Source organism: Neorhizobium petrolearium, from assembly GCF_017873175.1.
Classification (GTDB): domain Bacteria; phylum Pseudomonadota; class Alphaproteobacteria; order Rhizobiales; family Rhizobiaceae; genus Neorhizobium; species Neorhizobium petrolearium.
In genome coordinates this window covers 16,027-39,441 of sequence record NZ_JAGGJW010000018.1, presented here as the reverse complement: position 1 = coordinate 39,441, position 23,415 = coordinate 16,027, and the positions used below count along the sequence as shown (strand labels likewise).

Sequence of the window (23,415 nt, the reverse complement as noted above, 5' to 3'; positions counted from 1 at the left end):
GCTGGGAACGCCGGGCAGGCCCGGTCACTTCGCCGGTTTGGTCGGCTTCAGATTGACCATCATGTATTTTGTGTTGCCCCAGTTGGAGACCGGATTCGTGTAGGGCTTCGTGGCAAGGCTCGGGAAGCCGGTCCAATAGGTCGTGTCCATCGTTGCGAACACGTTGTATGCCATCAGCGGAATGATCGGCATTTCAGCCGCCGCCAGCTTCAGATACTCGAGGCCGAGTTCGACGCCGCGAGGATCGTCGAAATCAATCGTACGGATCTCTTCGATGATCTTGTCCAGCCGAGGTTCGGCCCAGCGCTGCCAGTTTCTCGGCGGCTGCACCTTGCCGACGTCGACGACGAACTGCGAATGCCAACTGTCAAGGAAGAAGGAGAGGTCTGGGTGACCGCCCCAGGTTTCGACGCTCCAGCCGATGAACGTATCAAAGTCGCCGACACCGCGACGGTCGAGCATTGTTCCCTGAGCGACGTCGATATTGGCATCGATACCGAAACGCCGCCATTGCTGTGCAATGATCGAACCTGCGCGCGTCATGACGGGCCGGAGGTCGCCTTCGACCATAACCTTCACGGTGAACGGCTGGCCATTCGGCTGGAACCAGCGCTCACCCTGCTTGGTGAAGCCTGCCCTCTGGAGGAGCTCCGTTGCCGCTTCCGGGTCGGGCTTCCACCAGCCTCTACCGAAGGCAGTCGCAATATCCGCGGGGTCCGAAGGTATCTGATCTTTTAGCGAAGGCCGAAGCATATCGGCGATCTGCTTGCCCACCGTCGGGTCGTAAGGTTTGATCTTACGTTTGCCGGTATCGAGCTCAAAGCCTGTAAGCCATTGCTCCATCGGTTCGAAGTAATATTTCGGGTATAGCCCCGTAGGCGGCACGCCGATGGCCGAGATTGTCGCCGCGCCACGATAGGAAGCCATGCTGACGGCCTTGATATCGATCAGCAACGCGAGTGCCCAACGGACATCCTTGTTCTGGAACTTCTCCAGCCGATGATTGAAGATGACAGAAGGAAGCGTCGGGTCCGGGTGGGCATAAGGGAAACCCTTGAACCAACTGACCGAAGACGGAGAATCCTTCGCGAGCGTAAACATGCCTTCGGGCGAAAGATCGTGAATGACGTCGAGGCGGTGGTTGAGCTGCTCGATGACGCGCTTTTCAGGTGGTCCCGGATCGATGTACGCGAGATAGCCAGGACCGGGCTCGCCATAGCGCGCGACTGTCGTCCGTTGCCAATCGTCCCGCTTCTTCCAGATGAACCATTTGCCGCCGCGGTCGAAATTGTGGAGCGTATATGCGCCCAGCGACACCGGCGGATTGAAGTCGAATTTCAGGACGTCGCCAACTTTCTCGAAGACGTGTTTCGGCATCATCCACATCGCGTTCCAGCGGACGGTAAACAGAGCGTGGAAGCGTGAGTTGGGTTTCTTGAGCTTGAAGAGCACTTCAGTCGGGCTCTTTTTCTCGATCGCTGCCACATTGACCTGAACCGGAGCGCTCCAACGCAGTCCGCTGGTCTTCATGTGCGTCTCGATCGTGAAGACCACGTCGTCAGCCGTGAATTCCACCCCGTCGCTCCAGAAGATACCCGACCTCAACTTCACGGTCATTTCCGTGAAGTCCTTATTATAGATCGGCTTTTCGGTTGCTAGAGAATTGTCCCAGACGCCGTTGATCCCGTGGTCCGGGTCAATATACCAGAATGTATCCATCGCGTTCTGGTGCAGGCCGGTAGTCTGGCCACCTGCATTGATGGCCCAAATGTTGAACCAGCCGGCATTCTTAATCGTGCCTTCTGGATTTTCCAGGATCAGCAACTGGTCTCGGGGTAAATCGCCGCCCAGCACCTGCCCAAGCGCCGGCCTGGTCGCGAGAAATGTACCCGCGAGCCACATGAATGTCCTTCTCGAAAGCATGCCGTTATCCTCCCAGTTTCCAGCGTGCTCATCGGCTATCCGAACGGGAGTGATAGTCTAACAGCCGGGAATATAAGTCAACATATAATATGGTCTATATCATAATATCGGATATGAACTGAGCTGATGTCGATGATTGAGCTAACTCTGCGAGCGGTAAGCGAGCTAGGCTCAGGGTCTATCAATTGAGATGTGTTTCATGTCTTAGCCGTCCGGGAGTTCGGGCGGCGTGATGCGCAGAGCGCGCAAGGCGTTCAGGATGACAGCAACGTCAATGATTTCCTGAAGCAGTGCGCCCTGAACCGGCGTGAGGTAGCCGAAGGCTGCAGCGACCATGCCAAGCACGGACAGACTGATCCCGGCGACGACGCTTTCAATCGCGATGCGCCGGGCGCGCCGGGCGATCACGATCCCAGGTCCGAGCCGGTCGACCTGGTCGACGAGCAGCACGACGTCGGCGGCCTCGGCCGAGGCGGCAGCGCCTCGAGCACCCATAGCGACGCCCACATCCGCAGCGGCGAGCGCCGGTGCGTCGTTGACTCCGTCGCCGACCATCATGACAGGGCCGTTCTTGCGCTCGGTGAGGACAAGGAGAACTTTCTGATCCGGGGTCAGCCCGGCCCGAAGACCATCGAGACCAAGACCTTCCGCCACGCGTTCGGCCACGTCGGGACGATCGCCGGTCGCCAGAAGGATCCGCGCCACGCCCTCCTGCCGAAGCCGCTTGAACAAGGTTTCCACGCCTTTGCGCAAGGGATCGGCCATTACCAGATGTCCCGCCATCTTACCGTCGACCGCCACGGCGACGAGAACGGACCCTGCCGCGAGAGATGAATGATTGTCCGTGTTCTGCCCGATGCGCCTTGCCACGAAACTTGCGCCACCCACTACAATCTTGCGACCCTGGACACTTCCGACGACGCCCTCGCCAGGAATCTCGGCGACTTCTGAGGGTACCGGCAGAGTGAGGCCCTGTTCCTTCGCGATGGCGACAATAGCCTGTGCGACGGGATGCTGCGATGCCTGCTCAAGCGCCGCGGCGAAGCGGAGGAGCTCCACTTCGGAGATGCCGATGTGACTGTCGATAGAGACGATCCGCGGGCGCCCTTCCGTCAGCGTACCTGTCTTGTCAACAATCAGGGTTCGTATCCGCGCCATCGCCTCGAGTGGCTTGGCACCCTTGATGAGAACTCCGAAATGCGCTGCGCGCGAAAGGCCCGCCACCAGCGCCACCGGCACTGCAAGGATCAGAGGGCAGGGCGTGGCCACCACCAGCACGGCAACGGCCCGGATCGGATCGCTTGTGAACCACCAGGCGGTCGAAGCCAGCGCGACCGTCACCGCGAGGAAGGCGAGTGACCAGCGGTCTGCCAGCCGCGACATCGGTGCTTTCGACCCCTGCGCCTCCTCTACGAGGCGGACAATCCCGGCATAGGTGCTTTCCCTCGCGCGACGTATTGCTTTAAGGTCGAATGCCTCGCCCGCATTGGTCGAACCGCTCATCGCCTCCCTGCCACGAGCAAGCCGGACGGGCAAGGATTCTCCCGTCAGTGCGGAGGTATCGAGGAAGGCCGTGTCGGACGCGATCGTGCCGTCCACGGGCACCGTATCTCCTTGCCGGATCAGCAACCGGTCGCCCGGTTCGATATCGTCGAGCGGTACATCCTCCAGCGCCCCGTTGCGATGCCGGGTCGCGACCCGCGGCACGCGCGAGAGGAGATCCTGCATTTCGCGCCTAGCGCGGCCTTCGGCGAAGCTCTCGAGGAAAGTGCCGCCGGAAAACATCACAGCGACGACGGCGGCCGCCAGCGTCTCGCCGAATGCCAGCGCCGCCGACATGGACAAGGCCGCCACGATGTCGAGCCCGACCTCACCCCTGAATAGACTGCGCAGAATCTCCACCAGAAGCGCAGCCAGGACGGGGACGACCCCTGCCGACCATACGATGCCGGCCGCATCGATCCTGCCTGCAGAATAGAGGGCAAGTCCGGTCACGAGGCCGGCCAACGCAATCAAAAGGAGGGCCTTCTTCAATCGATCGGCGCTTGCATATTCCACGCGGCTCAACTCCCTCGGCCGGGGCGATTGCCGCAGGCGTTCCGGAAAACAGCGGCACAGCTTTCAGGTAATGGAACACCACCTGATTTTGTCCGTCAGAAAAGCGCATTGAGCAGACGCGACCATTCTGACCCTTTCCACCCGACTTCCGCCTTTTCATCACGATCTCCGAAGCCCGGTTATATTGCCTTAACGACGACCGCCAGCATTTCCCTGACCTTTCCCGCCGTTTCCTTCAAGGCGTCATTATCGATCGCCTGCATGGAGGCTACAGGATCGATGGCGCTGACCATGATGCCCTCATCGCCGAGGGATCGGATGATGACGTTGCAGGGCAGCATCGCTCCGACCTTTGGCTCCATCTTGATCGCCTCGAAAGCCATGCCGGGATTGCATGCGCCCAGGATGAGGTAATCATCAAGATCGGTATTCAGCTTCTTCTTCATCGTCGCCTTGACGTCAATTTCGGTGAGAACACCGAAGCCATTGTTCGAAAGAGCCGCTTTGGTCCTTTCGACCACCTCGTTGAATGTCGACCCGCCGATCGTCTTGTCTAAGGTATAAGCCATTATCTCAACTCCCAACTCTACGTCGCATTGGGTTATGTAGGGCATTCATCGGGGCGGGCACTGATCTTGCGCAATGCAGCCTTGATTTCGGACATCAGTTCGGGGGAAACAGAATATCGGCGCGGAAACCGCCGTCCGCTCTGTTTCCAAACTTTACCTTGAGCCCGTATACTGTTGCTATCTCGCTGACGATCGCCAGCCCCAGACCCGACCCCGGCTTCAGCGTATCAAGGCGCATCCCCCGACGAGTCAGATCGGCAAGCTTGTCCTCCGGTACGCCCGGCCCATCATCTTCAACGACAAGCCGCCAGCCGTTTCCGCTGCCGGCTATTTTTATCCAGATCGACGTGTGTGCCCATTTGGTGGCGTTTTCGAGCAGGTTTCCGACCAGTTCGCGAAAGTCATGTGGATCGACGGGAAGGGTCAGCGTGTCAGGAATATCGAAATCCCATGCGAGTGTTTCACCGGCGCCGGTGCGTTTGAGCGTCCGGATAATATCCAAGGTAATTTTTGAGGCATGCGCATCGTCGCGACGCTGTTCGGGGCTCTGCGCTATGCGGGCACGCGCCAGTTCATGATTGACATGAGCGAGCATGGTACGAGCTAGCCAGTCCAGTTCGGCGGCGATCTTGGCCTCTCCTCTTTCTCGCAGGGTGAAGGCGTTGTTGGAGAGGATGGTCAGGGGGGTCTTCAGTCCGTGCGCAAGATCGCTTGCGCGTCCACGCGCCTTGTCGATTGCCGCTGATTGCATTTCCAGGAGATGATTGAGCTGATCTGCCAGCCCCTGGAGTTCTTTTGCGTATGGTCCTGGAAGTCGGTCGGCGAGGCGATTCTGGATCAGATTCAGATCGGCCGACAACTGCCGAAAAGGCTTGAGGCCGAAAGCCAGTTGGGCCAGGGACATGACAATGAGAAACAATGCCAGTGCAACGACATAAGGCAGGATCGCCAGTGCAAATGTCCAGCGCGCGGCATCGATCTCGGCGGCGTCAATCGCCACGGCGATTCTAACCGGGCGCTTGCCTTCGGGGGCTGCAACAAGTACCACCCGCTCCTGCACCATCACGTCGCGCTGTTCTGGGCCCTCCAGGCGATAGGTATGGATCGTTCCCGGCGATTGAGCGTCGTCGGGCAGGGGCAGGGCCTCGTCGAAGAGCGAAGGCGATCGCAATTGGCTCTTGCCTGCCGGATCGCCGATCTGCCAGTAGAGGCCGCTGTAAGGGGTCAGGAACCGGTTGTCAGCCGGGCTCGGCGGCATCAGCAATTTACCGTCTGCATTGAACTGCAACACGGCGGCAAGACGGGTGATATGACCGCTCAATTCATCCTGAACGCGTCGGCTGTAGCTGTCGCCAAAGATATGGATGAGCACGGCCGACGCCGCTACGAGCGACAGTGTCACAGTCAGGAGTGCGATCAGGACGAAGCGCCTGCGAATGGAGGTCATGTCGCTTCGTCCTGGGCGATCTGATAACCGAAGCCTCGCCGGGTGAGGATCGCATCCTTGCCGAGCTTCTTGCGGAGACGCCCGACCAGGACCTCGACGGAATTGCTCTCGCGCTCGAAATCCTGCGCATAGAGCTGCTCGGTCAGTTCCATCTGCGAGACGGCGCGGTCCCGGTTTTGCATCAGTACGGCGATGCAGCGGTATTCGAGGGGCGAGACTTCCACCAGCAGATCGTCGACCATGACAGTCTTCTGGCGGGTGTCGATGGAAATCGGGCCGGAGGAGAGGATTGGGTTGGCCTGGCCGGCATAGCGGCGCAGAACGGCCCTCAGCCGCGCCAGAAGCTCCGGCATACGGAACGGTTTGGAGAGATAGTCGTCGGCGCCGGCATCGATGCCTTCAACTCGTTCCTCCCAGTTGCCGCGGGCGGTGAGAATGATGACCGGTATGTTGCGGCCGTTCGCACGCCACCGTTTGAGGATGGTGAGGCCGTCGAGCTTCGGCAAGCCGAGATCCAGGATTACGGCGGCGAAATCTTCATGTTCTCCGGCAAACCAGGCCGCTTCGCCATCCTTTTCATGGGTGACGACATAACCTGCCTTCGATAATTGAGCGACAATGTCGCGGGCGATCAGCGGATCGTCCTCCGCAAGAAGCAGACGCATTATTCATTCTCGACTTCGACGAGTTTGCCCGTTTTCGCATCCACCTCCACCTCCGTCATCTGACCGGCCGAGCGGAGAATGCGGAATTCATAAATGACATTGCCGTGTTCCTGGTCCACCCGGATGCCGATCAACTCGCCGGGCCACGTCTTCAGGACATTGGCCTTCAGCGTCGCGAGTGGCAACAGCTTTCCCTGCAGCACGAGCTTGCGAATACGATCCAGATCAGGATGCTCGTTCTCATCCTCTACCGAATGAACAGGGCCATCGGCGCGCGTCATCGTCCAGCCCGCGAAAAGGGCCGGTATCAGCGAAAGCAAGAACAGGTATGGACGCAGGGCATACATGATCGAGCGATAATCTCCCCTACCTGACAAAAAGCTTACATCTGTCCTCAGCCAGATGTCAGGTCCAGATTTTTAATGTCCGCTTCAGCCGGCGGGGCAATGAGGCTCCTCGGATCTTGACGGAGACCATCCATGAAGAAGCTTATTCTGGCTACCCTCGTTCTCACCGCAGCCGCGACCGGCTTGGCGCGTGCGGAGGAGAGCCACAGTTGCGGCAACACCCCGAAAGACAAATGGCTGAGCGAGGACGTCATCAAGGAAAAAGCAAAGGCTGCCGGCCTTGAGGTCCGCCAGGTGAAAGTCGAGAAGGGTTGCTATGAGGTCTATGCCAAGGATTCGAAAGGAAAACGCGTCGAAGTCCTCTTCAATCCCAGCAACGGCGAAGCCGTCGGCAATGAAAGCGACTGACCATGACGACGATCGAGATGAAGGCGGCGGCCAATCGTCCGCCGCAGATGGTCAGGGTTTGGGATCCGTTGGTGCGGATCTTTCACTGGTCGCTCGTGACACTGTTCGCCTTCTCGTTCCTGACCGGCGATGAATGGAAAAGTGTCCATATATACTCCGGGTATGTGATCATCGTGCTGCTGGCGCTTCGAGTGATCTGGGGCGTCGTCGGATCGCGACATGCGCGTTTTTCTGACTTTGTCTATCACCCCCTCACGGTGCTTAGCCATCTGCGAAACAGTCTGGCTATGCGTGCAAAGCGTTATATCGGACACAATCCTGCAGGAGGGGCGATGGTGGTCGCGCTCTTCTTCATGCTATCGGGCATCGTCACCACCGGCTATATGATGACCACCGATGCCTATTGGGGCATCGAATGGGTGGAAGAGACCCATAAGGCGCTGGTCTATATCACTCTTGGGCTGGTCGCACTTCACATAGGAGGCGTGGTTCTAGCCAGCATTGAGCACAGGGAAAACCTGGTCCGAGCAATGATCACCGGCAGGAAACGAGCAAATTGACCCAAAGGTTTTGGTCTTGCCGAAGCTCGTCGCCATCATCGCTGTGCGACGAGCTTTCGGTTCTGCGATACTTCCGGACGCATAGCTTGGTCAGAACCAGCGGCTGCGCCGGTATTCCGGTTTCTCCCCTTTCCTTGATCGGGACTTCAGAGAACTATCTTGGTCGCTGAGCTTCGCTGATCCTCGTCAACCTGGCCGTCTCGCACAGCACAGCACCAGAACCTGAATGATCGGCGTCGAAAGCAAGATGCCGATGGCGGATTCGCTGAGGCTTATTAGTTCCGGGCGAGAACAGCCTGAGGCGTGGCCTACGGTTGGCGGAATGACGGTGGGACAAGCTGGCCGGCCTGCCCATCCTCAAATCGAGCTCAATCATCCGCCTCGATCTCCGCGAATATTTCCGATGCGACCTGCTTCGCCTTGCCGGGGAATTTTATTGCCTTGACCGCTTCGAGATTCACAGGTTGGCCTGCAACGATGGCACCAATCATTCCCATGCCGAAATGCGGCGTGCATTGAAACATATACACGCCGGGAGCCTCGATCTTTACGGTAATTTCCTGATTGATCTCGCCTTTCCACTCAGCAGTGCCGTCGGGGACGCCCTTCTTTATGGCGCTGGAATTGTGGCCCTTGTCGATCGCGACGAAGGTTACCGTGTCGCCGATCTCAGCCTTGACCAGGCGCGGTTCGAATATCATAGCGCTTCCATCAGAGCCCTTGTTCCTCATCTCGACCCTGTGATCGGCGGCTATCACGAAGCCAGGGGTTCCAGTCACCAGGGCCAATACGGCTGGTAGGATAATCCTCTTCATGTAATTCTCCCTTGTATGAATGGGGATCTGATCTCGATCGCGGGTTGGTCGTCTGCGGCCGTGTAGCAACGGCTTCGTCATCGATTTCAGAGCGGATCGGATCCGAATTGGCGGACCCGTCTATTCTATTCCGCCGTTCGCCGGCTGGTCGTCCTCACCGGCATCTTCCGGCGTCACGTCGAGGATCGCGGCATGCGCCTTTATGGTCGCCTTGTCGGGTTTGCAGTTTTCCATGCAGGGCTCCGATTTGTCCGCATAGAACGGTTCCTTCGTACGGTCGTCGTCGATGAAGTTGGTCTCGTTCGGCAGCTTGATGTCGGCAAAATTCTCCTTGGAGAGTTCGAACTCGTCATTCGTCACGACGTCGTTGAGGTAGAGGAGATATGCGGTCAAAGCGTAGACGTCGTCATCCGATAGTGACCGGGCATTGCCGAACGGCATCGCACGGCGCACATAGTCGAAGACGGTGGAGAGATAGGGCCAATAGGAACCGATGGTCTTCTCCGGCCGATCCGCCTGAAGCGTTCCTTTCCCGCCCGCCAGGACAGGCCACCGGCCGACGGCTTCGCCGAAATCGCCATGGCAGGACGCGCAGTTCTCGTCAAAGATTTCCATCCCATGGGCCACTGTACCTCGTCCGTCAGGCAATCCGAGACCGTCGGGACGAACGTCGATGTCCCAGGCAAGCAGCTCATCGGGAGTTGCGACGCGCCCGAGCTTGAAATGTTCTCCATCTCCCGCCAGAGCAGTGGCGGCGCTAGCCAGAACGGATAGGCCGATGATGAGCAGCGGCTTACGAAATTTCGACATTCTCGATGCTCCCTTCCTCGGTAACGTGCCAGGTCTGGATGCCGTTGTTGTGATAGATGGAATTGGAACCGCGCACGCCTCTCAACTGGTCCTTTGTCGGCTGCACGAAACCAGCCTCGTCGATCGCGCGGGATTGCAGGAACAGTTCGGAGCCGTCCCAGTCGAATTCGTAGTAGAAGCGATGCAATGCCTTTGGCAGGCTCGGCCCGTCGATACGCGCCGTATGCCAGTTGCGTCCGCCGTCGACGGAGACGTCGACGCGCTTGATCCGCCCATTGCCGGACCATGCAACCCCCGTCAGCACGAGCGGACCCTTGCCATGCCTGATCGGCGCCTGCGGGCTGGGATTGGTGATGACGGATTTCACATCCATCAGGAAGGTGAAACGGCGCGCCTTGCCGGTGGCGAGAAGGTCTGTGTATTTCGACGTCTCTTCGCGTTGTTGCCAGGGCTGGTCCCCGATTTCGAGGCGCCTTAGCCATTTGATCCACATATTGCCTTCCCAGCCGGGAACCACGAGGCGGACGGGATAGCCCTGTTCGGGACGAAGCGCCTCTCCGTTCATTCCGAAAGCGACCATGCAGTCGTCCAATGCCTTCTCAAGCGGGACCGACCGCGTCATCGCCGAAGCGTCTGCCCCTTCCGCCAGAAGCCACTTGCCTTCCGGCTTCACGCCTGCCTCATTCAGGATAGTCCTGAGCGGGACGCCGGTGTACATGACGCAATGCACCATGCCGTGCGTGTACTGGCAGCCGTTCAATTGCGCTCCACGCCATTCCATCCCCGAATTCGCCGCGCATTCCAGGAAGTAGATGCGGTTCTCCCTTGGGAAGCGCTTCAGGTCGGCCATCGTAAAGACGAGAGGTTTGTCCACCATGCCGTGAACCATCAGCCGATGCGCGTTCGGATCGATCTCGGCAATGCCGCCGTGATGACGCTCGAAACACAGGCCGCTCGGAGTAATGATGCCGTCGATCTCATGCAGGGGTGTGAAATTGACCGACGAGATAGGATCGGAGGTCAGCCACGGCACGTTCTTGCGGATGACATGAGCCTCGAATGAAGAAGGCGAGCCATAAGGCGTTGCATCCACCCCCTTGCCCGGATAGCGGTTCCAATCCTGGATTTCGGTAATTGCCGGATCGCCGGCTGCCCGTGCACCAGCTGCCGTGCCGGTGGTAAGTGCCGCCGTGCCGCCTGCCAATCCGGCCCTGAGAAGGGCACGGCGCGTTGTTCTGGTTGTCTCGGTCTTCATCAGTTCCTCCCGAACAGATGACTCATAAAACATATTCAATTTTTTCTATATATCACGTCGCAAACTATCTGCCAACGAGGCTTTGCCTCATGACTTCCGATTGATGATTTTTACGGATTGGTTCTCTTCCACGCTGACGACCGGATTTTGTGTCAGGTACTGCTCCACGACGTCCCAGATCGGCGGTCCTTGCGTGCTTTCATTGATCGAGGCCCAACCCGCAACGACATATTCTTTCGAAGCCTCGATAGGCTCGCCCGATTCCAGCAAGACCATGCTGGAAATGCGGGATCCGATCGCCGCTTCTGGATCGATCGAATATCTCATGCCGCCCACCCGGACCATGTCGCCGCCCTGCTGATAGTAGGGGTCTTTGTTGAACAGGTTGTCGGCCACGTCCTCTAGGATGTCTTTCAGCATCTGACCGGTCATCGTGTTGCGATAGGCGTTCGGGTAGGTCATGGAGCAGGCATTGTGCAGGTCCTCGACGGTAATCTTCTGCCCGGGCAGGACTGACGTGCCCCAGCGGAAGCCCGGAGAGAGGGCTATATCCGCCTCGCGTACGTCGAGCAGAGCCTGACAGATCAGGTCGTCGAACGTCCCGTTGAAGTTTCCGCGCCGATATAGGAGGCCGTCGCAGGTCGCGAGTTCTCGCGAGAGTTCAGCCTGATACGGCGCCCGAATGTCGGATATTGCCTTCGACATTTCGGGATCCGGCGCAATGATATCCGAGAACACCGGGATGAGCCGGTGCCGATAGCCCCTCAGAGCCCCATCCCGGATATCGAGATCGAGCCGTGTAATAAACTTTCCATGCGAGCCGGAAGCAATCAGCAAGGTCTTGCCGACAAGGACGGGCTCCGGAAGCGCATCATGGGTATGTCCAGTCAGAATGATGTCGATTCCGCCCACGCGTGATGCGAGGGCTCGGTCCACGTCGAAACCGTTGTGGGAAAGCAGCACGACGATGTCCGCGCCATCGGCGCGTGCGGCCGCGACATTCTTTGCGACCTGCTCCTCGCGAATACCGAATGACCAGTTGGGAAACATCCAGCGCGGGTTGGCGATCGGCGTATAGGGAAACGCCTGTCCAACGACGGCGATCTTGGCGCCTCCCTTCTCGAACATCTTATAGGCATCGAAGGCGGGTTCATCCCATTCGGCGTCAAAAATGTTCCCTCCGAGGAATGGAAAGGGAAGGGTCTCGATAATCTCCTGGACGCGTTCCGTACCATAGGTGAACTCCCAGTGCCCCGTCATGGCGTCGGGTGCAAGCGCGTTCATGGCGTCCACCATGTCCTGGCCCTTGGTCTGATAGGAGGTGTAGCTGCCCTGCCAGGTGTCGCCACCGTCGAGCAGCAAGACATCTTCGCCGCGCTCGGCCCTGACCCGCTTGACGATCGTCGCAATCCGGTCCAGCCCACCCATCTTGCCGTACCCTTTGGCAAGCGCCACGAAATCCTCGGAGGTGAATGCGTAAGCCTCGGGGGTTCCAGGCTTTATGTCATAGAGGCGCAGGAAATCGGAACCGGTGACGTGCGGCGGCAGGCCTGCCACATCACCAACACCGAGATTGACCGACGGCTCCCTGAAATAAACCGGCATGAGCTGGGCGTGTATATCCGTGAGGTGAAGGATCGTCACATTGCCGAGCGGTTCGAAGCGGAGCAGATCGTCTTCGCTCAGAGACTGCTGCGCGGCCACCCTCGACCACTTGCCGGCAAGCCCGGAGCCGACGATGGCCGACAGCGCCGCGCCGGCCATGAGCATTTCACGTCTCGATAACATCAAGGACTCCATAACCAGGGGAAGGGACGGCTTCGAACCCTCCGCGCATGAGAAACTATTTTGGTCTTCGGTCCTGTTATTGGCGAACCGCAGGCGTCTCGACCGAAAGGCCGGTGCCGCGCCAGGTGACGTAGACCTCAAGCGCCATCAATTCGTCCGAAAAGGCCTTTGGCATTTCGGCGCGGGTATCCCGGATGCAACCGCGGAAGCGATTGTGGAGGGAGACCATGCCGGCGGTGTTGAAGCGGTAAGTCGGAAATCCGTTGACCTGCCCCTGGCTGAGGTGATCGGCGCGAATGAACTTGCCCATGCTTTTCTCATGACAGGAGGCACAGGAGAAATCCAACTGGCCCGTACGGGTATAGTAGAGTTCCTTGCCCTTCTCCCACCACGACTGCATCTCGCCCTCAGACAGGTCGATCTGCACCGGAGTGCCCAAGGACTGGTGCTTGATATAGGTGGTCAGCGCCACCTGCTCCTCCGCGTCGAACTTGTAGGGTTCGGCGCCCATACGTTCGGTACGACAGTCATTGATCTTCATCTCGATGTTGACGGGCTTCCTGGCCTTCGCATCCCACTTGGGGAAATGCGCGCCGACATCCTTCATCGTCGCGGATGCATCATTGTGGCAAGAGGAACAGGATTTCCCCATCGATCCATCGACGGTGTTCCAGAGTTCCTCGCCGCGTTCCACCGCAAGCATTCCCGGATTGGCGAACGAATCGGCTTCCGTCGCACGGGTTTCCGACTCCCGGAAAAGCCAACCGGACAGCACTTCATCGAACGGATGCCCTTTCGGCGCCTTCGCCCTTATGATCATCTCGCGATCGTCGATGGTCAGGGTATCATCGACAGGATCGGCGTAGGCCATCACTGCCAATCCCGAGATAGATGCCACCGACACCAGCAGCAAGACGGATAGTCTCTTCATCGTTATCCCTCCCAAGATAACCCCCCCAATAAGGCGATGACGACCGATGGGTGTGCACTCGCCGCCCGTTGCAGCGAATGCATGCTCAGTTTACGGTGATCTTCTGTTCATCCGTGTAGATAGCGCCATCGTCGTCGATCCACGTGAATTTGAACGTGCCGCTTTCGGTCAGTTTTGCGCTGAACTCGAAGTAGGGATTGGCCGAGATCGCCGGATCGATATCGCAGGAGAAAACGGGAGTTCCGTTGAACTCGCATGCAAATTTGTTGATGATCTTGCGCGGGATGACCTTGCCGTCCTTGTCCTTGCGCTGGCCCGATTCCATCTCATGGCTGATGAGGGTCTTTATCGACACCACCTCGCCAGCTTTCGCTTCCTTCGGAACCTTGATACGCGGTTTTGGTTGCGCTGCCATTTGACTAGTCTCCTTCCACCTCTGTTGTCGTCAGCCGCCGCAACCGCCGATCGTCACCTTGACTTCCTTCTTGTCCATGAACACCGAGCCGTCGGCCATCTTTGCGACGGCGATGACGTTCTGTGTCTTGGCGAGGCGCATGCGGGTCGTCGCGACAGCCGTGCCACTCAGTGCGGTGAAGTGAAAGGTCGCCACTTCCGGATTCGGATTGCCATCCGCGACGATGATGACGGAGTCGACCATGTCTCCGCCAGTCATCGCGCTTTCGACGTTTACCGAGATCGGGACCGTGTTGCCGTTCTCGGCGATCTCCGGTGCAGTCAGGGTGATCTTGCCGGATGCAGGCGTTTTGCCGCCTGCAAAGTCCATAATTCGCTTTTCGGCAGCCGGGACATCCGCCCATGCGGAGCGATGTCCCGCTATCGAGAAGAGTGCTGCGCCCGCCGAAAGGCTCAGCATATGTCGCCTGTTGATCTTCATAAATTCATCTCCTCTTCCGGAAAATTAGTTCGAGCCCTTCAGCGTCGTGAGATAGGCGACGACGTCCTCGACCTGCTGTGCCGTCAATATCGTCTTGCCAGCCAGGTCCTTGCGGACGTTGATGCCGACGTCGAGGCTGTAGAAGGCGGGCATGACCGTCTCTTCGGAGAAAACCCGCTTGGCGTCGACCACGATTGCGCGCAGTTCGGCTTCGGACCAGCGGTCGGCGACGCCATCCAGGGCAGGGGCTACGTTGCCGTGAAACTGTTCCTTGGCAAGCGGCGTGACGACATGACAGGCAAGACAATTTCCAAGGCCGCGATTCGCCAGAACTTTCGCGCCCTCTTCGGCATTCCCGGTCGCACCAGTCAGAGACTGGGAGACCTTCATTTCATCGATCTTGACGGCGTCCGGCGCAATTTCTACCGCCGCAGCCTGACTGCACAAGAAAGCAGGCACCGCGACACAGGTCAGGAAACGCTTCATTGTCATGAGTCCTCCCAAACTCACCGAACCGGTACGACCGGTTCAAGCCTCCATTTTTACGATAGCGCTATGTTCAACGGCCATCAATAGAAAAATATAAATCTTTGAATATATCGGCTGCCGACACGCATCAGTCCTCACCGATGAGCTTCCCCGACTTGCGGAGTTCCTGGATAATGCGCGCGTGATAGGTCTGGAAATGTTCGTTTCCTTCGTACCCCTTTTCGCGCACCCACCGGAACATGTTGAGGAAGGTCCATTTGCCGAAAGCTCCCGGCATCGTGGCGACTGCAGCTTTGCTGGCGGAGACCCGGGCCCCGGCATCTTCGGGAAGGAAGACAATCGTCGGCGTGAAGATATAACCCCATTTGCGGGCAGCGGTTTTTTCCGTTAGCACCTCGCCGTCGAGGTCCGTCACTTCCTCATCGCCGAACATGTTGTACTGAACGACGAGGAAGTTGGCTTTGATGTAGTCGCGCACCTCCGGATCGGAGAGAATCTTCTCGTGCATCTGGCGGCAATAGATACAGCCTCGCTGCTCGAACACGATCGCTAGGCGCTTACCCTGGGCTTTGGCTTCGGCAATATCCTCCGCGATGTCGCGAAAGGTCGTCGAAAACCACTCTTCCTTGTGAAGGCCGTCCTCGCCGATCGTTGCAGCCGCTTCGGCGGAAGCACTGACGAAGAGGGCGAAGAACGTCAGAAAAACGAACTGCAGCATTGCGACCTCCTACCCAATTGTTTGAAACGCTGGAAAAGTCTCGAGGAGCCAAAGCGAAATCGTCGACATCTGTCCGGTCATGAAAAGCAGGCCCGTCACGATCAGGAACACTCCGAGCGCGACCTCCACTTTACGCATGTGTCGCCGGAAGCGCGCCGCCCAACCGAGGAACCGGCTGGCGAAAACGGCCGAAGCGATGAAGGGCAGTCCGATGCCAAGGGAATAGGCAGCCAGCAGAATACTTCCGCGCACCGCCGTCCCTTCTCCCCCGGCGACGAACAGAATTGCGGCCAGAACCGGTCCCACGCACGGCGTCCAGCCGAAGGCGAAGGCCAGACCCATCAAAAAGGCGCCAACCAAACCTGCAGGCTTCTCCGTAACCTGTACCCGGGCTTCCCGATAGAGCATCCCGATCTGAAGGATTTTGAGGAAGTGCAGGCCCATGACGATGATCACCACGCCTGCCGCTACCGAAAGCACATTGAAATATTGGGCAATCATCTTGCCGATCAGGCTCGCTGTCGCACCCAGGGCAACGAAAACCGTCGAGAAGCCGGCAACGAAAGAGACTGCTGAAAGTATGACCTGCCGCCGGTCGGCCAGGTTCGGCTGGGCATCCCGCAATCGATCGAAGCTCACCCCCGCAAGCCAGGCCAGGTAAGGTGGAACGATGGGCAGAACGCAAGGCGATACGAATGACAGCAACCCAGCCAGTAACGCGCCCCCCACGCTGACATCAAGCATTCGATCCCTCCCAAGACCCCCCTGCATCACAGCATTGCCACATGTATTCAGAAAATGCTATATGTTGCAAATGATGATTTCGGACGCTTCCCCATCCTTGCGGAAATCGACCCTTCTTGCGGTGCTCATCCTCGCCGGTGCGACTTCGGGGAAGGCGGCCGAACTGGTCATGCTGGAGCAGCCGGGTTGCGTCTGGTGCGCACGCTTCAACGCCGAGATTGCCCCCGCATGGCCGAAGACGGAAGAGGGGGCACGCGCGCCTCTTCGCCGCGTTGACATCACCGAAGCGTGGCCTGAGGATCTCGACCATATACAGCGGGAGCGGTTTACGCCGACTTTCATCCTGATGGATGAGGGCGAGAGATCGGCCGCCTGCGTGGCTACGCGGGAGATGAGTTTTTCTGGTTTTCAATCGATGAGTTGATCGCCAAGCTTCCGTAGGAAATGGACATTGCGCGGTCCTTTCTGCCAATATAGGCGCGGATGTGAAATAGGAGGTACGGGCGAATGAGCCTGCCACAGTTGAACACGCTGCAAACGCCGGAAGAGCGGGAGAAGCTCTTCGCGCAGGCGCGAAAGGCGAGTGAGCTGCTCAAGGCTTTGTCGCACGAGGACCGATTGCTGATCCTGTGCCTGCTCACCGAAGGCGAAAAATCAGTCTCGGAGCTGGAAAACACGATGGGAATGCCGCAGGCCGCCGTATCGCAGCAACTGGCGCGCCTCCGTTTCGATCGCCTTGTCACGACCCGCCGGGATGGGCGTGTGATCTACTATTCACTTGCCAACAAGGAGATCGCACCCGTGATAGGCTCTCTCTACGAGCTCTTCTGCGCACCGGTGCGACAGGGTGAGAAGCCATCGTAACACCAGTCAACGGAGGGACTGGTGTTACGACCTTTGCGAACCGGGGAGGGTTCGCGGGAGGATAAAATGGAGAATATCGTTGCATCGGCGTGGTTCTTGCCCGTTGCCGGGCTGCTTGCCGGTTGCGTGCTCGGATTTGTGGCCCGCAATCAGCGTTTCTGCACGATGTCCGCGTTGGAGCGCTATTGGTATGCCAACGACAGCACCGGCCTGAGAACCTGGATTCTCGCCGCTGCGACGGCTCTTGTCCTGACCCAGAGCTTTCAGGCCCTAGGGCTTGCCGTATCCGACGAGAGCTTCTACATCCGTTCGAGTTTCGCCTGGACCGGAGCGATCCTGGGTGGCGTGATGTTCGGTTTCGGCATGGCGCTCGTCGGCACCTGCGGCTTCGGCGCGCTCGTCAGGCTTGGCGGCGGAAGCCTGCGATCCCTTGTCGTTCTCATCATCCTCGGCGTCAGCGCGCTATCCGCTCAGAAGGGGCTGATCGCCCAGGCGCGTGTGCCCATCGTGGACAACCTTGCGATTGACTTCGGATTTGCCGGCGGGCAATCCATCGGGCTTGTTGCGTCCTACTTCATTGGCGTCGATCTTCGTCTTCCCATTGCCGGCATCGTCGCGCTCGCCATGTTCGGCTGGGTATTCCGGGATTCCGATTACCGGCGTCGGTGGTGGTCCATTGGTGCGGGAATGATCATTGGAGCAGTCATTACCTTCGGCTGGGTTGCCACCACTCTGGCCTCGAGGAATTCCTTCGAAATCGTCCAGCTCGAAGCCGGCTCCTTCGTCGTTCCGGTGGGCGATGCCCTGCTTCAACTCATGACATTTACGGGGAGTGTCCCCGATTATGGTGTCGGCCTGGTCATGGGCGTCATCGTCGGCTCTGCCATCAATGCGCAGGTTCGCCGAACCGTGCGCTGGGAAGCCTGCGACGATGCCCGGGAATTAAGCCGGCATCTGCTGGGCGCGCTCCTGATGGGGGTCGGCGGCGTATTCGCCATGGGGTGCACGATCGGACAAGGGATTACCGGCGTTTCCGCACTCGCCATCTCGGCACCGCTTGCTTTCGCTTCGATAGCACTCGGTGCCAAAATCGGTCTCGCCTATCTGATCGAGGGCTCCGGATTGGCCATCTTTCGAGAGAGTTCCGTCAGCCTTGACCGATAGCTCGAGACGGTCGCCGCTCAGGCCGCCGGTACAAAAGCGTAGGCACCTTCTCGTCGCTCCACGCGGCCAATTCCTTCGTGGTCAAAGTGATAGCCGATAATCCGCGCCTTGTCGCCTGCGAGGCGAGCAAGCAACTGCCGGCGCATCGCGACGCCGCGCTCCGGATCATGATCGCTCCGCATACGCCATTCCGGATGTCGGAAAGATATGGCCGTATTGCTGAGCGCGTCGCCTGCAATCAGTGTCTGGTCGCCGCTACCATGGACCATGAAGGACAGATGCCCCGGTGTATGGCCGGCGGTATCGATGACCTCGACCCCTGACAGGATCTCCCGCCCGGGCTTGAGGAACGCGATCCGGTCCGTCAGTGCGGCAAACCTGTTCTGGGCGCCGACCACAAAGGTCTGCCGATCCGGCGAGACGGTTTGCAGGGCATTCGGCGAAGACCAGAAGTCCCATTCCGCTTGCCCGATGTGATAACGGGCATTGGCAAAGACCAACTCGTCCAGATCATCGGTTACGCCCCAAAGGTGATCCGGATGCGCGTGGGTGAAGACAACATCGGTGACGCTGTCGGGGTCGATGTCGGCGGCGGCGAGATTGTCGATAAGCATTCCGGCGGACGGCATGAAATTGGCGCCTGAGCCGACGTCGAATATGGCCAGACGCTCTTTCTGCCTGAGCAGCGTTACGTTGCAGCCTGGATGCAGAGCATCGGTCGGCATGTTTTGGGCGATCAGGAACGACTGCAATTCATCCTTTGGAACATCCGGAAACAGGAATCCCATGGGTAACGTCAGTGTTCCGTCGCTGACCGTGATGAGTTCGCTGTCGCCCATCGAGACTCGACCGACCGCATGAGCCGGCCTTGTCAGGCCTGCGGATGCCGCAAGGGCGAGACTGCCCGCCAGAAACCCCCTGCGGCTTGATCGCCCCGGTGCCTCATAGACACTCAACGACGCCATAATGCTCCTCCTATTTATACATTTATATTTTTGCATGTTTTTGAAGTCTCGGCTAGGCTGATCTTTTCTGCGATGAGGATATGGGAGGAGAAGATGATAAAGATCGTGATGGCATCGCTGATCGCTGTGCCGGCGGCACTGGGGTGTACCGGGGCAACGGCGTCGGACGTTCTGAAGGTCTATGAAAGCAAGGCACCCTTTGCGGAGGTACTGGCGGATCTGGAGGACGCTATCGTCAATCGAGGCTATGTGGTGGACTATCACGGCCACGTCGCCGAGATGCTGGCGCGTACGGCAGGCGATGTCGGCGCCGGGAAAGTGCTCTACCGCGAGGCGGAGTTCATGCAGTTCTGTTCGGCGACCGTCTCCCGCAAGGCAATGGAGGCAGATCTCGCAAACATCGGCTTCTGTCCCTACGTGCTCTTTGTTTATGAGGCAGAGGCAGCGCCCGGAACGGTGAAGGTCGGGTTTCGCCGACTACCGGAAGGAGAGGCCCGGGATGACGTCAACAGCATCCTTGACGACATCGTGCGCGAGGCATCCGGTAATTGACAGGATAAGCGCACCAATCAGATGCTCGGAGCTTGCTGCAGATCGGTAGTTTATGCGACGCCGGCTTGCTCCAGCCATTCCCTCAGCGCGCCGGCACTGATTGCGCCGCTGCGCCGGGCGAGTTCCCTTCCTCCCTTGAACAATATCAGGGTGGGAATGGCCTGAATTCCGTATTTTTGAGCAAGGCCTTGTTCCGCTTCGGTGTCCACCTTAGCGAATCGCACCCTGGGCTCGAAATCAGCGGCAGCGGCCTCGAAGGCAGGAGCCATTGCACGACAGGGACCACACCACGATGCCCAAAAGTCGACGACTACCGGGAGATCGTCGGAGCCAGTCTGATGGTCGAAATTTCCCTTGTGCAGGGAGATCGGCCGGCCGGTGAAAAGAGGCGACTTGCAGGCCGGGCAATGGGCCAATTTTCTATCCCGCTTGTCATCCAGCCGGTTAAGTTGCCCACAGCTGGGGCAGGGGACGATCTTCGCCATAATGCCTCCGTGCGACGGGTGTCCATTACCACCCCGCGGTATCGGTTTTGGAGTATCCTATCCATGGTCAGTTTCATTGATCTGAAACAATCGTCCGCAACGGGACTGGGTAACGTGTCCAGTGCGGCGCCGAGGATGTTGAGGCGGACTGCGTTCGGCCAAGCCCCAACTTTCCTGCAATCATGAATCAGGCTGCCCGGGCCTCGGCGATCGCCACCTTCAGTCCCTTTTTATCCAGGACGCTGCCGAAGGTTGTCCCGCCGATGACGAACGAGGGTGTGCCTACGAATTGAAGGCGAGGGCTTGGTTGCAATTGCGGTCGAGCAGTCCGGATATGCGCGTATGTTCGGCTCAGTTAGATGCACTTATCTGAACTGAGCGTTGGACAATGCTCGGAGGAAAATGTGGGAGTTTGTGTGGCTTTGTTGAACTGACAACATAAGTTCAAAAATGTGTCACGCCGCTGCAATGTTTGCGTCCTAGAACAGCGCCATCAGAAGAGGCGATCGTCTATGTCGAAGATTCCGGCAGCCAGCCGACACCAAACCATCATCCGCCTGGTCAATGGCGGCAGCGGCATGTCGATCAGCGCGATTGCCGAAACCTTCGGGGTATCGACCGAGACGATCCGCCGCGATCTGGTTGCCCTGGAGCGGGGCGGATCACTGCAGCGGGTCTATGGTGGAGCCATTCCATCCGGCCGCGAGGCGGCACTTGACGAGCGCGTCAACATGGAACGTGCTGAAAAGCAGGCGATCGGCACGCTGGTGGCGGCGATGATCCAGCCGGACCAGTGGATCTTCATGACGGGCGGGAGTTCGGTTCTTGCGGTCGCGCAGGCGATGCGCAACGGTCCGCCGGTCGCTGTCATGACCAACATGCCGGCGATCGGCGACGCGCTGCAGGCGGGCCAGCGCCATAAGGTGATCCTGACCGGCGGCGATTACGACTGGAACGCCAAGACGCTGTTCGGCGACGAAGTGTTCGGCGCGATCCGCAATTGCAGCTTCGACCTGTCGATCATCGGCGTCTATGGACTCGACGCTGAGTTCGGGCTCGTGGAGCGGACCAAGCACAATATGGAGCTGAAGACCCGGCTTGCGACGCAGAGCCGCGCCAGCATCTATGTCGGCGATCACACCAAGATCGGCGCAGTCGGCCGCTATCGCAGCATTCCGTTCGCCGGCATAGAAACCTTCGTGACCGATATGCCGCTCGACGAGCCGTTTGCCGGGCTTCTGACCGAGGCGGGCGCCAGCGTGTTCTATCCCGAGCAATCCGCCTCACCCGAGGTGTCCGAACTTCCGCACCTGCAAGAAAAGGTCAATGACAATGGCTGATATCCGCCATGTAATCGTTGTAGGCATCGATGGCCTGCGCCCCGACATGATCAACGAAACCACCATGCCCAATCTCGCCGCCATGCGGGCTCGGGGCGTGTCGAGCAAGGATCATCGCACGGTGTTCCCGAGCGAGACGCGCGGGGCGCTCACTGCGCTTGCGAGCGGTGCCCGCCCCGAAACGACGGGTATCCTCGGCAATGAGTTCTATTCCCGCGACGGCTCGGGCCGCCTGACCGGTACGGATACGGTCCACGACTGGCGCGCCGGCGAGCGCCGCATCGTCGGCGGCATGGTGACGGCCACCAATCTTTCCGAAACCCTCGCTAAGAACGGCAAATCCTTCGCGGTGGTCAATTCGAGCGGGCAGGGTTCGTTCACTGCGCTCAACTGGAAAGGGGCGGACTGGGGACAAGCTGGCTTCAACGTCCGCCATCCGGCGATCGGCTTCCCGCCCGAGCTCGCCGTAGACATAGCCGAGCAGCACCGGGTTCCGGCCAACGGCTTCGACCGTGGCGCCGAACGCCAGGCCGTTGCCGCCTTCACCGATACCGTCTGGCCGCAGAGAAAGCCGGCGGCCGCGATCATCTGGATCACCGAAGTGGACAGCGCTTCGCATCGTCATGGTCTCGGCGCCGAAGGTATGCTTGCCTCGATGCGCGATTGCGATGCGGCGATCGGCAATCTTCTCGAATGGCGCGACAGGCAGCCGGAAAAGGACGACATTGCCATCTTCGTCACCTCCGACCACGGCCACTCGACAATCAACGAATTCATTTCCGTCGGCGATGCCCTTAAGCAGGCCGGCATCGCCGCCGACACACGCTTCGACAACGACATCGACGTGCTTTATCGGCGGGGGCGCGCACCTGGCTTCTGGCTCAAGCAATTTGACAAGGGCCTGTTGCAGGGCGTTTTCGATGCGCTCGCCGCGCAGCCCTGGTATGGTGCCACGTTCACCCGGGCGGTCGAGCCGGGTGCGCAGGAGGGCATCATCGCCGGCACGCTGGCGCTGGAACTGACCGGTGCCGCGCATGGCCGTGCACCGGACCTCTACATCAACCTTCGAGGCACCGACGCCGAAAACGAATTCGGCGTTCCGGGCACGTCGATCTGCGACGCAGGCAGCTACAGCGGCATCCCGCTCGGCGGCGGGTCGCACGGAGGTCTGCATGCCGCGGAACTGGCGGCCGTGTTGATCGGTGAGGGCGCCGGCTTGAAGAGCGGCGGTGAGGTCGTCGCCTCGCGCACGGCGATTTACGATATTGCGCCCACCATTCTCGCGCTTCTTGGCCTCGAACCTGCAGCCAGCATGACCGGCCGGCCGATGTTCGAGCTCCTCGAAGACGGTGAAGCCGTGCCGGCCCCGGTCGTGAAGGAATTCACGGCGGCAATCGACGGCAAGGTGTCGCGCATCATTGTCGGTCATGTCGGCGAGCGCCCCTATGTCGACGAAGCTGATCTTGTGACCGAAATGGCGGCCGGAGTGGAGACTGCAAGGGTCGCAGAACTGCAGGATTGATCGTTCCATAAGGATGCGCCCGGCCTGACCGGGCGTCCCGGTAATACATCGAGATCTTGAGATACCGAGCGTCGGCGGGACAGAGCCTGCCGGCGAGCGGC

The 23,415-nt window shown here is 59.2% G+C and carries 26 protein-coding genes; 8 read left to right on the top strand and 18 right to left on the bottom strand.

Going from position 1 to position 23,415, the window contains the following annotated elements; genetic code table 11:
* Window positions 1–24: 24 nt before the first annotated feature.
* The 6 genes from J2046_RS28115 to J2046_RS28090 all read right to left on the bottom strand — a co-directional run bounded on the left by J2046_RS28115 (window position 25) and on the right by J2046_RS28090 (window position 7,009).
* Entirely contained in the window at window positions 25–1,923 is a 1,899-nt protein-coding gene (locus J2046_RS28115) for an ABC transporter substrate-binding protein (protein ID WP_210057423.1), read from the bottom strand.
* Window positions 1,924–2,127: 204 nt separating this feature from the next.
* On the bottom strand, window positions 2,128–3,981 hold the full coding sequence (locus tag J2046_RS28110) for a heavy metal translocating P-type ATPase (RefSeq protein WP_210057421.1): 1,854 nt from the start codon (window positions 3,979–3,981) through the stop codon (window positions 2,128–2,130).
* 179 nt (window positions 3,982–4,160) lie between these two features.
* Window positions 4,161–4,550, bottom strand: a complete 390-nt coding sequence (locus J2046_RS28105) for a DUF302 domain-containing protein (RefSeq protein ID WP_210057419.1) — start codon at window positions 4,548–4,550, stop codon at window positions 4,161–4,163.
* Between the two features lie 94 nt (window positions 4,551–4,644).
* Window positions 4,645–5,997, bottom strand: a complete 1,353-nt coding sequence (locus J2046_RS28100) for a sensor histidine kinase (RefSeq protein WP_210057417.1) — start codon at window positions 5,995–5,997, stop codon at window positions 4,645–4,647.
* A complete protein-coding gene (locus tag J2046_RS28095) occupies window positions 5,994–6,662 on the bottom strand; it encodes a response regulator transcription factor (protein WP_210057416.1) in 669 nt (222 codons plus the stop codon). The genes J2046_RS28100 and J2046_RS28095 overlap by 4 nt, the downstream gene beginning before the upstream one ends.
* Window positions 6,662–7,009 carry a PepSY domain-containing protein gene (locus J2046_RS28090; protein ID WP_210057415.1) on the bottom strand — a complete coding sequence of 116 codons (348 nt, stop codon included), beginning with the start codon at window positions 7,007–7,009 and terminating at the stop codon, window positions 6,662–6,664. The genes J2046_RS28095 and J2046_RS28090 overlap by 1 nt, the downstream gene beginning before the upstream one ends.
* A 132-nt stretch (window positions 7,010–7,141) precedes the next feature.
* Between J2046_RS28090 and J2046_RS28085 the strand changes: the two genes are divergently transcribed.
* Both J2046_RS28085 and J2046_RS28080 read left to right on the top strand, forming a co-directional pair.
* Entirely contained in the window at window positions 7,142–7,417 is a 276-nt protein-coding gene (locus J2046_RS28085) for a PepSY domain-containing protein (RefSeq protein WP_210057414.1), read from the top strand.
* Between the two features lie 2 nt (window positions 7,418–7,419).
* Complete coding sequence (locus J2046_RS28080; RefSeq protein ID WP_210057413.1) at window positions 7,420–7,977, top strand: cytochrome b/b6 domain-containing protein; 558 nt, start codon at window positions 7,420–7,422, stop codon at window positions 7,975–7,977.
* Window positions 7,978–8,345: 368 nt separating this feature from the next.
* On the opposite strand, the gene J2046_RS28075 is transcribed toward J2046_RS28080, so the two are convergent.
* From J2046_RS28075 to J2046_RS28030, 10 genes are all read right to left on the bottom strand, one after another.
* Window positions 8,346–8,792 (bottom strand): pseudoazurin, encoded by a 447-nt coding sequence (locus J2046_RS28075; RefSeq protein WP_210057557.1) that lies wholly within the window; start codon window positions 8,790–8,792, stop codon window positions 8,346–8,348.
* A 120-nt stretch (window positions 8,793–8,912) separates the two neighbouring features.
* Window positions 8,913–9,602, bottom strand: a complete 690-nt coding sequence (locus J2046_RS28070; protein WP_210057412.1) for a c-type cytochrome — start codon at window positions 9,600–9,602, stop codon at window positions 8,913–8,915.
* Window positions 9,586–10,857, bottom strand: coding sequence for a sulfite dehydrogenase (gene soxC, locus J2046_RS28065; protein WP_210057411.1), 1,272 nt, complete (start codon window positions 10,855–10,857; stop codon window positions 9,586–9,588). The genes J2046_RS28070 and soxC overlap by 17 nt, the downstream gene beginning before the upstream one ends.
* Before the next feature lie 87 nt (window positions 10,858–10,944).
* Window positions 10,945–12,645: a thiosulfohydrolase SoxB gene (soxB, locus tag J2046_RS28060; RefSeq protein WP_210057409.1), complete on the bottom strand. Its 1,701-nt coding sequence runs from the start codon at window positions 12,643–12,645 to the stop codon at window positions 10,945–10,947.
* A gap of 76 nt (window positions 12,646–12,721) precedes the next feature.
* Window positions 12,722–13,576 carry a sulfur oxidation c-type cytochrome SoxA gene (gene soxA, locus J2046_RS28055; RefSeq protein ID WP_210057407.1) on the bottom strand — a complete coding sequence of 285 codons (855 nt, stop codon included), beginning with the start codon at window positions 13,574–13,576 and terminating at the stop codon, window positions 12,722–12,724.
* Between the two features lie 85 nt (window positions 13,577–13,661).
* On the bottom strand, window positions 13,662–13,991 hold the full coding sequence (gene soxZ, locus J2046_RS28050) for a thiosulfate oxidation carrier complex protein SoxZ (protein ID WP_210057405.1): 330 nt from the start codon (window positions 13,989–13,991) through the stop codon (window positions 13,662–13,664).
* 30 nt (window positions 13,992–14,021) lie between these two features.
* Window positions 14,022–14,471 (bottom strand): thiosulfate oxidation carrier protein SoxY, encoded by a 450-nt coding sequence (gene soxY, locus J2046_RS28045; protein WP_210057403.1) that lies wholly within the window; start codon window positions 14,469–14,471, stop codon window positions 14,022–14,024.
* Window positions 14,472–14,495: 24 nt separating this feature from the next.
* A complete protein-coding gene (gene soxX / locus J2046_RS28040) occupies window positions 14,496–14,957 on the bottom strand; it encodes a sulfur oxidation c-type cytochrome SoxX (protein WP_210057556.1) in 462 nt (153 codons plus the stop codon).
* Between the two features lie 130 nt (window positions 14,958–15,087).
* Window positions 15,088–15,678, bottom strand: a complete 591-nt coding sequence (locus J2046_RS28035) for a thioredoxin family protein (RefSeq protein ID WP_210057401.1) — start codon at window positions 15,676–15,678, stop codon at window positions 15,088–15,090.
* 9 nt (window positions 15,679–15,687) lie between these two features.
* A complete protein-coding gene (locus J2046_RS28030) occupies window positions 15,688–16,422 on the bottom strand; it encodes a cytochrome c biogenesis CcdA family protein (protein WP_210057399.1) in 735 nt (244 codons plus the stop codon).
* A gap of 97 nt (window positions 16,423–16,519) precedes the next feature.
* On the opposite strand from J2046_RS28030, the gene J2046_RS28025 reads away from it, so the two are divergent.
* The 3 genes from J2046_RS28025 to J2046_RS28015 all read left to right on the top strand — a co-directional run bounded on the left by J2046_RS28025 (window position 16,520) and on the right by J2046_RS28015 (window position 18,450).
* Window positions 16,520–16,846 (top strand): transcriptional regulator, encoded by a 327-nt coding sequence (locus tag J2046_RS28025; protein ID WP_325169795.1) that lies wholly within the window; start codon window positions 16,520–16,522, stop codon window positions 16,844–16,846.
* An 83-nt stretch (window positions 16,847–16,929) separates the two neighbouring features.
* Window positions 16,930–17,286, top strand: a complete 357-nt coding sequence (locus tag J2046_RS28020; RefSeq protein ID WP_037153397.1) for an ArsR/SmtB family transcription factor — start codon at window positions 16,930–16,932, stop codon at window positions 17,284–17,286.
* Between the two features lie 66 nt (window positions 17,287–17,352).
* Entirely contained in the window at window positions 17,353–18,450 is a 1,098-nt protein-coding gene (locus J2046_RS28015) for a YeeE/YedE family protein (protein ID WP_210057398.1), read from the top strand.
* 17 nt (window positions 18,451–18,467) lie between these two features.
* Here J2046_RS28015 and J2046_RS28010 read toward each other — a convergent pair whose 3' ends face one another.
* Window positions 18,468–19,415 carry an MBL fold metallo-hydrolase gene (locus J2046_RS28010; RefSeq protein WP_210057396.1) on the bottom strand — a complete coding sequence of 316 codons (948 nt, stop codon included), beginning with the start codon at window positions 19,413–19,415 and terminating at the stop codon, window positions 18,468–18,470.
* Window positions 19,416–19,508: 93 nt separating this feature from the next.
* On the opposite strand from J2046_RS28010, the gene J2046_RS28005 reads away from it, so the two are divergent.
* Window positions 19,509–19,967, top strand: coding sequence for a DUF302 domain-containing protein (locus J2046_RS28005; protein ID WP_233470339.1), 459 nt, complete (start codon window positions 19,509–19,511; stop codon window positions 19,965–19,967).
* A gap of 50 nt (window positions 19,968–20,017) precedes the next feature.
* Here J2046_RS28005 and trxC read toward each other — a convergent pair whose 3' ends face one another.
* A complete protein-coding gene (trxC, locus tag J2046_RS28000) occupies window positions 20,018–20,452 on the bottom strand; it encodes a thioredoxin TrxC (RefSeq protein ID WP_233470338.1) in 435 nt (144 codons plus the stop codon).
* Window positions 20,453–20,964: 512 nt separating this feature from the next.
* Here trxC and J2046_RS27995 point away from each other — a divergent pair.
* Both J2046_RS27995 and J2046_RS27990 read left to right on the top strand, forming a co-directional pair.
* Window positions 20,965–21,792 carry a DeoR/GlpR family DNA-binding transcription regulator gene (locus tag J2046_RS27995; protein WP_210057392.1) on the top strand — a complete coding sequence of 276 codons (828 nt, stop codon included), beginning with the start codon at window positions 20,965–20,967 and terminating at the stop codon, window positions 21,790–21,792.
* On the top strand, window positions 21,779–23,314 hold the full coding sequence (locus tag J2046_RS27990) for an alkaline phosphatase family protein (RefSeq protein WP_233470337.1): 1,536 nt from the start codon (window positions 21,779–21,781) through the stop codon (window positions 23,312–23,314). Before J2046_RS27995 ends, J2046_RS27990 begins: the two co-directional genes overlap by 14 nt.
* The last annotated feature ends 101 nt before the right edge of the window (window positions 23,315–23,415 follow it).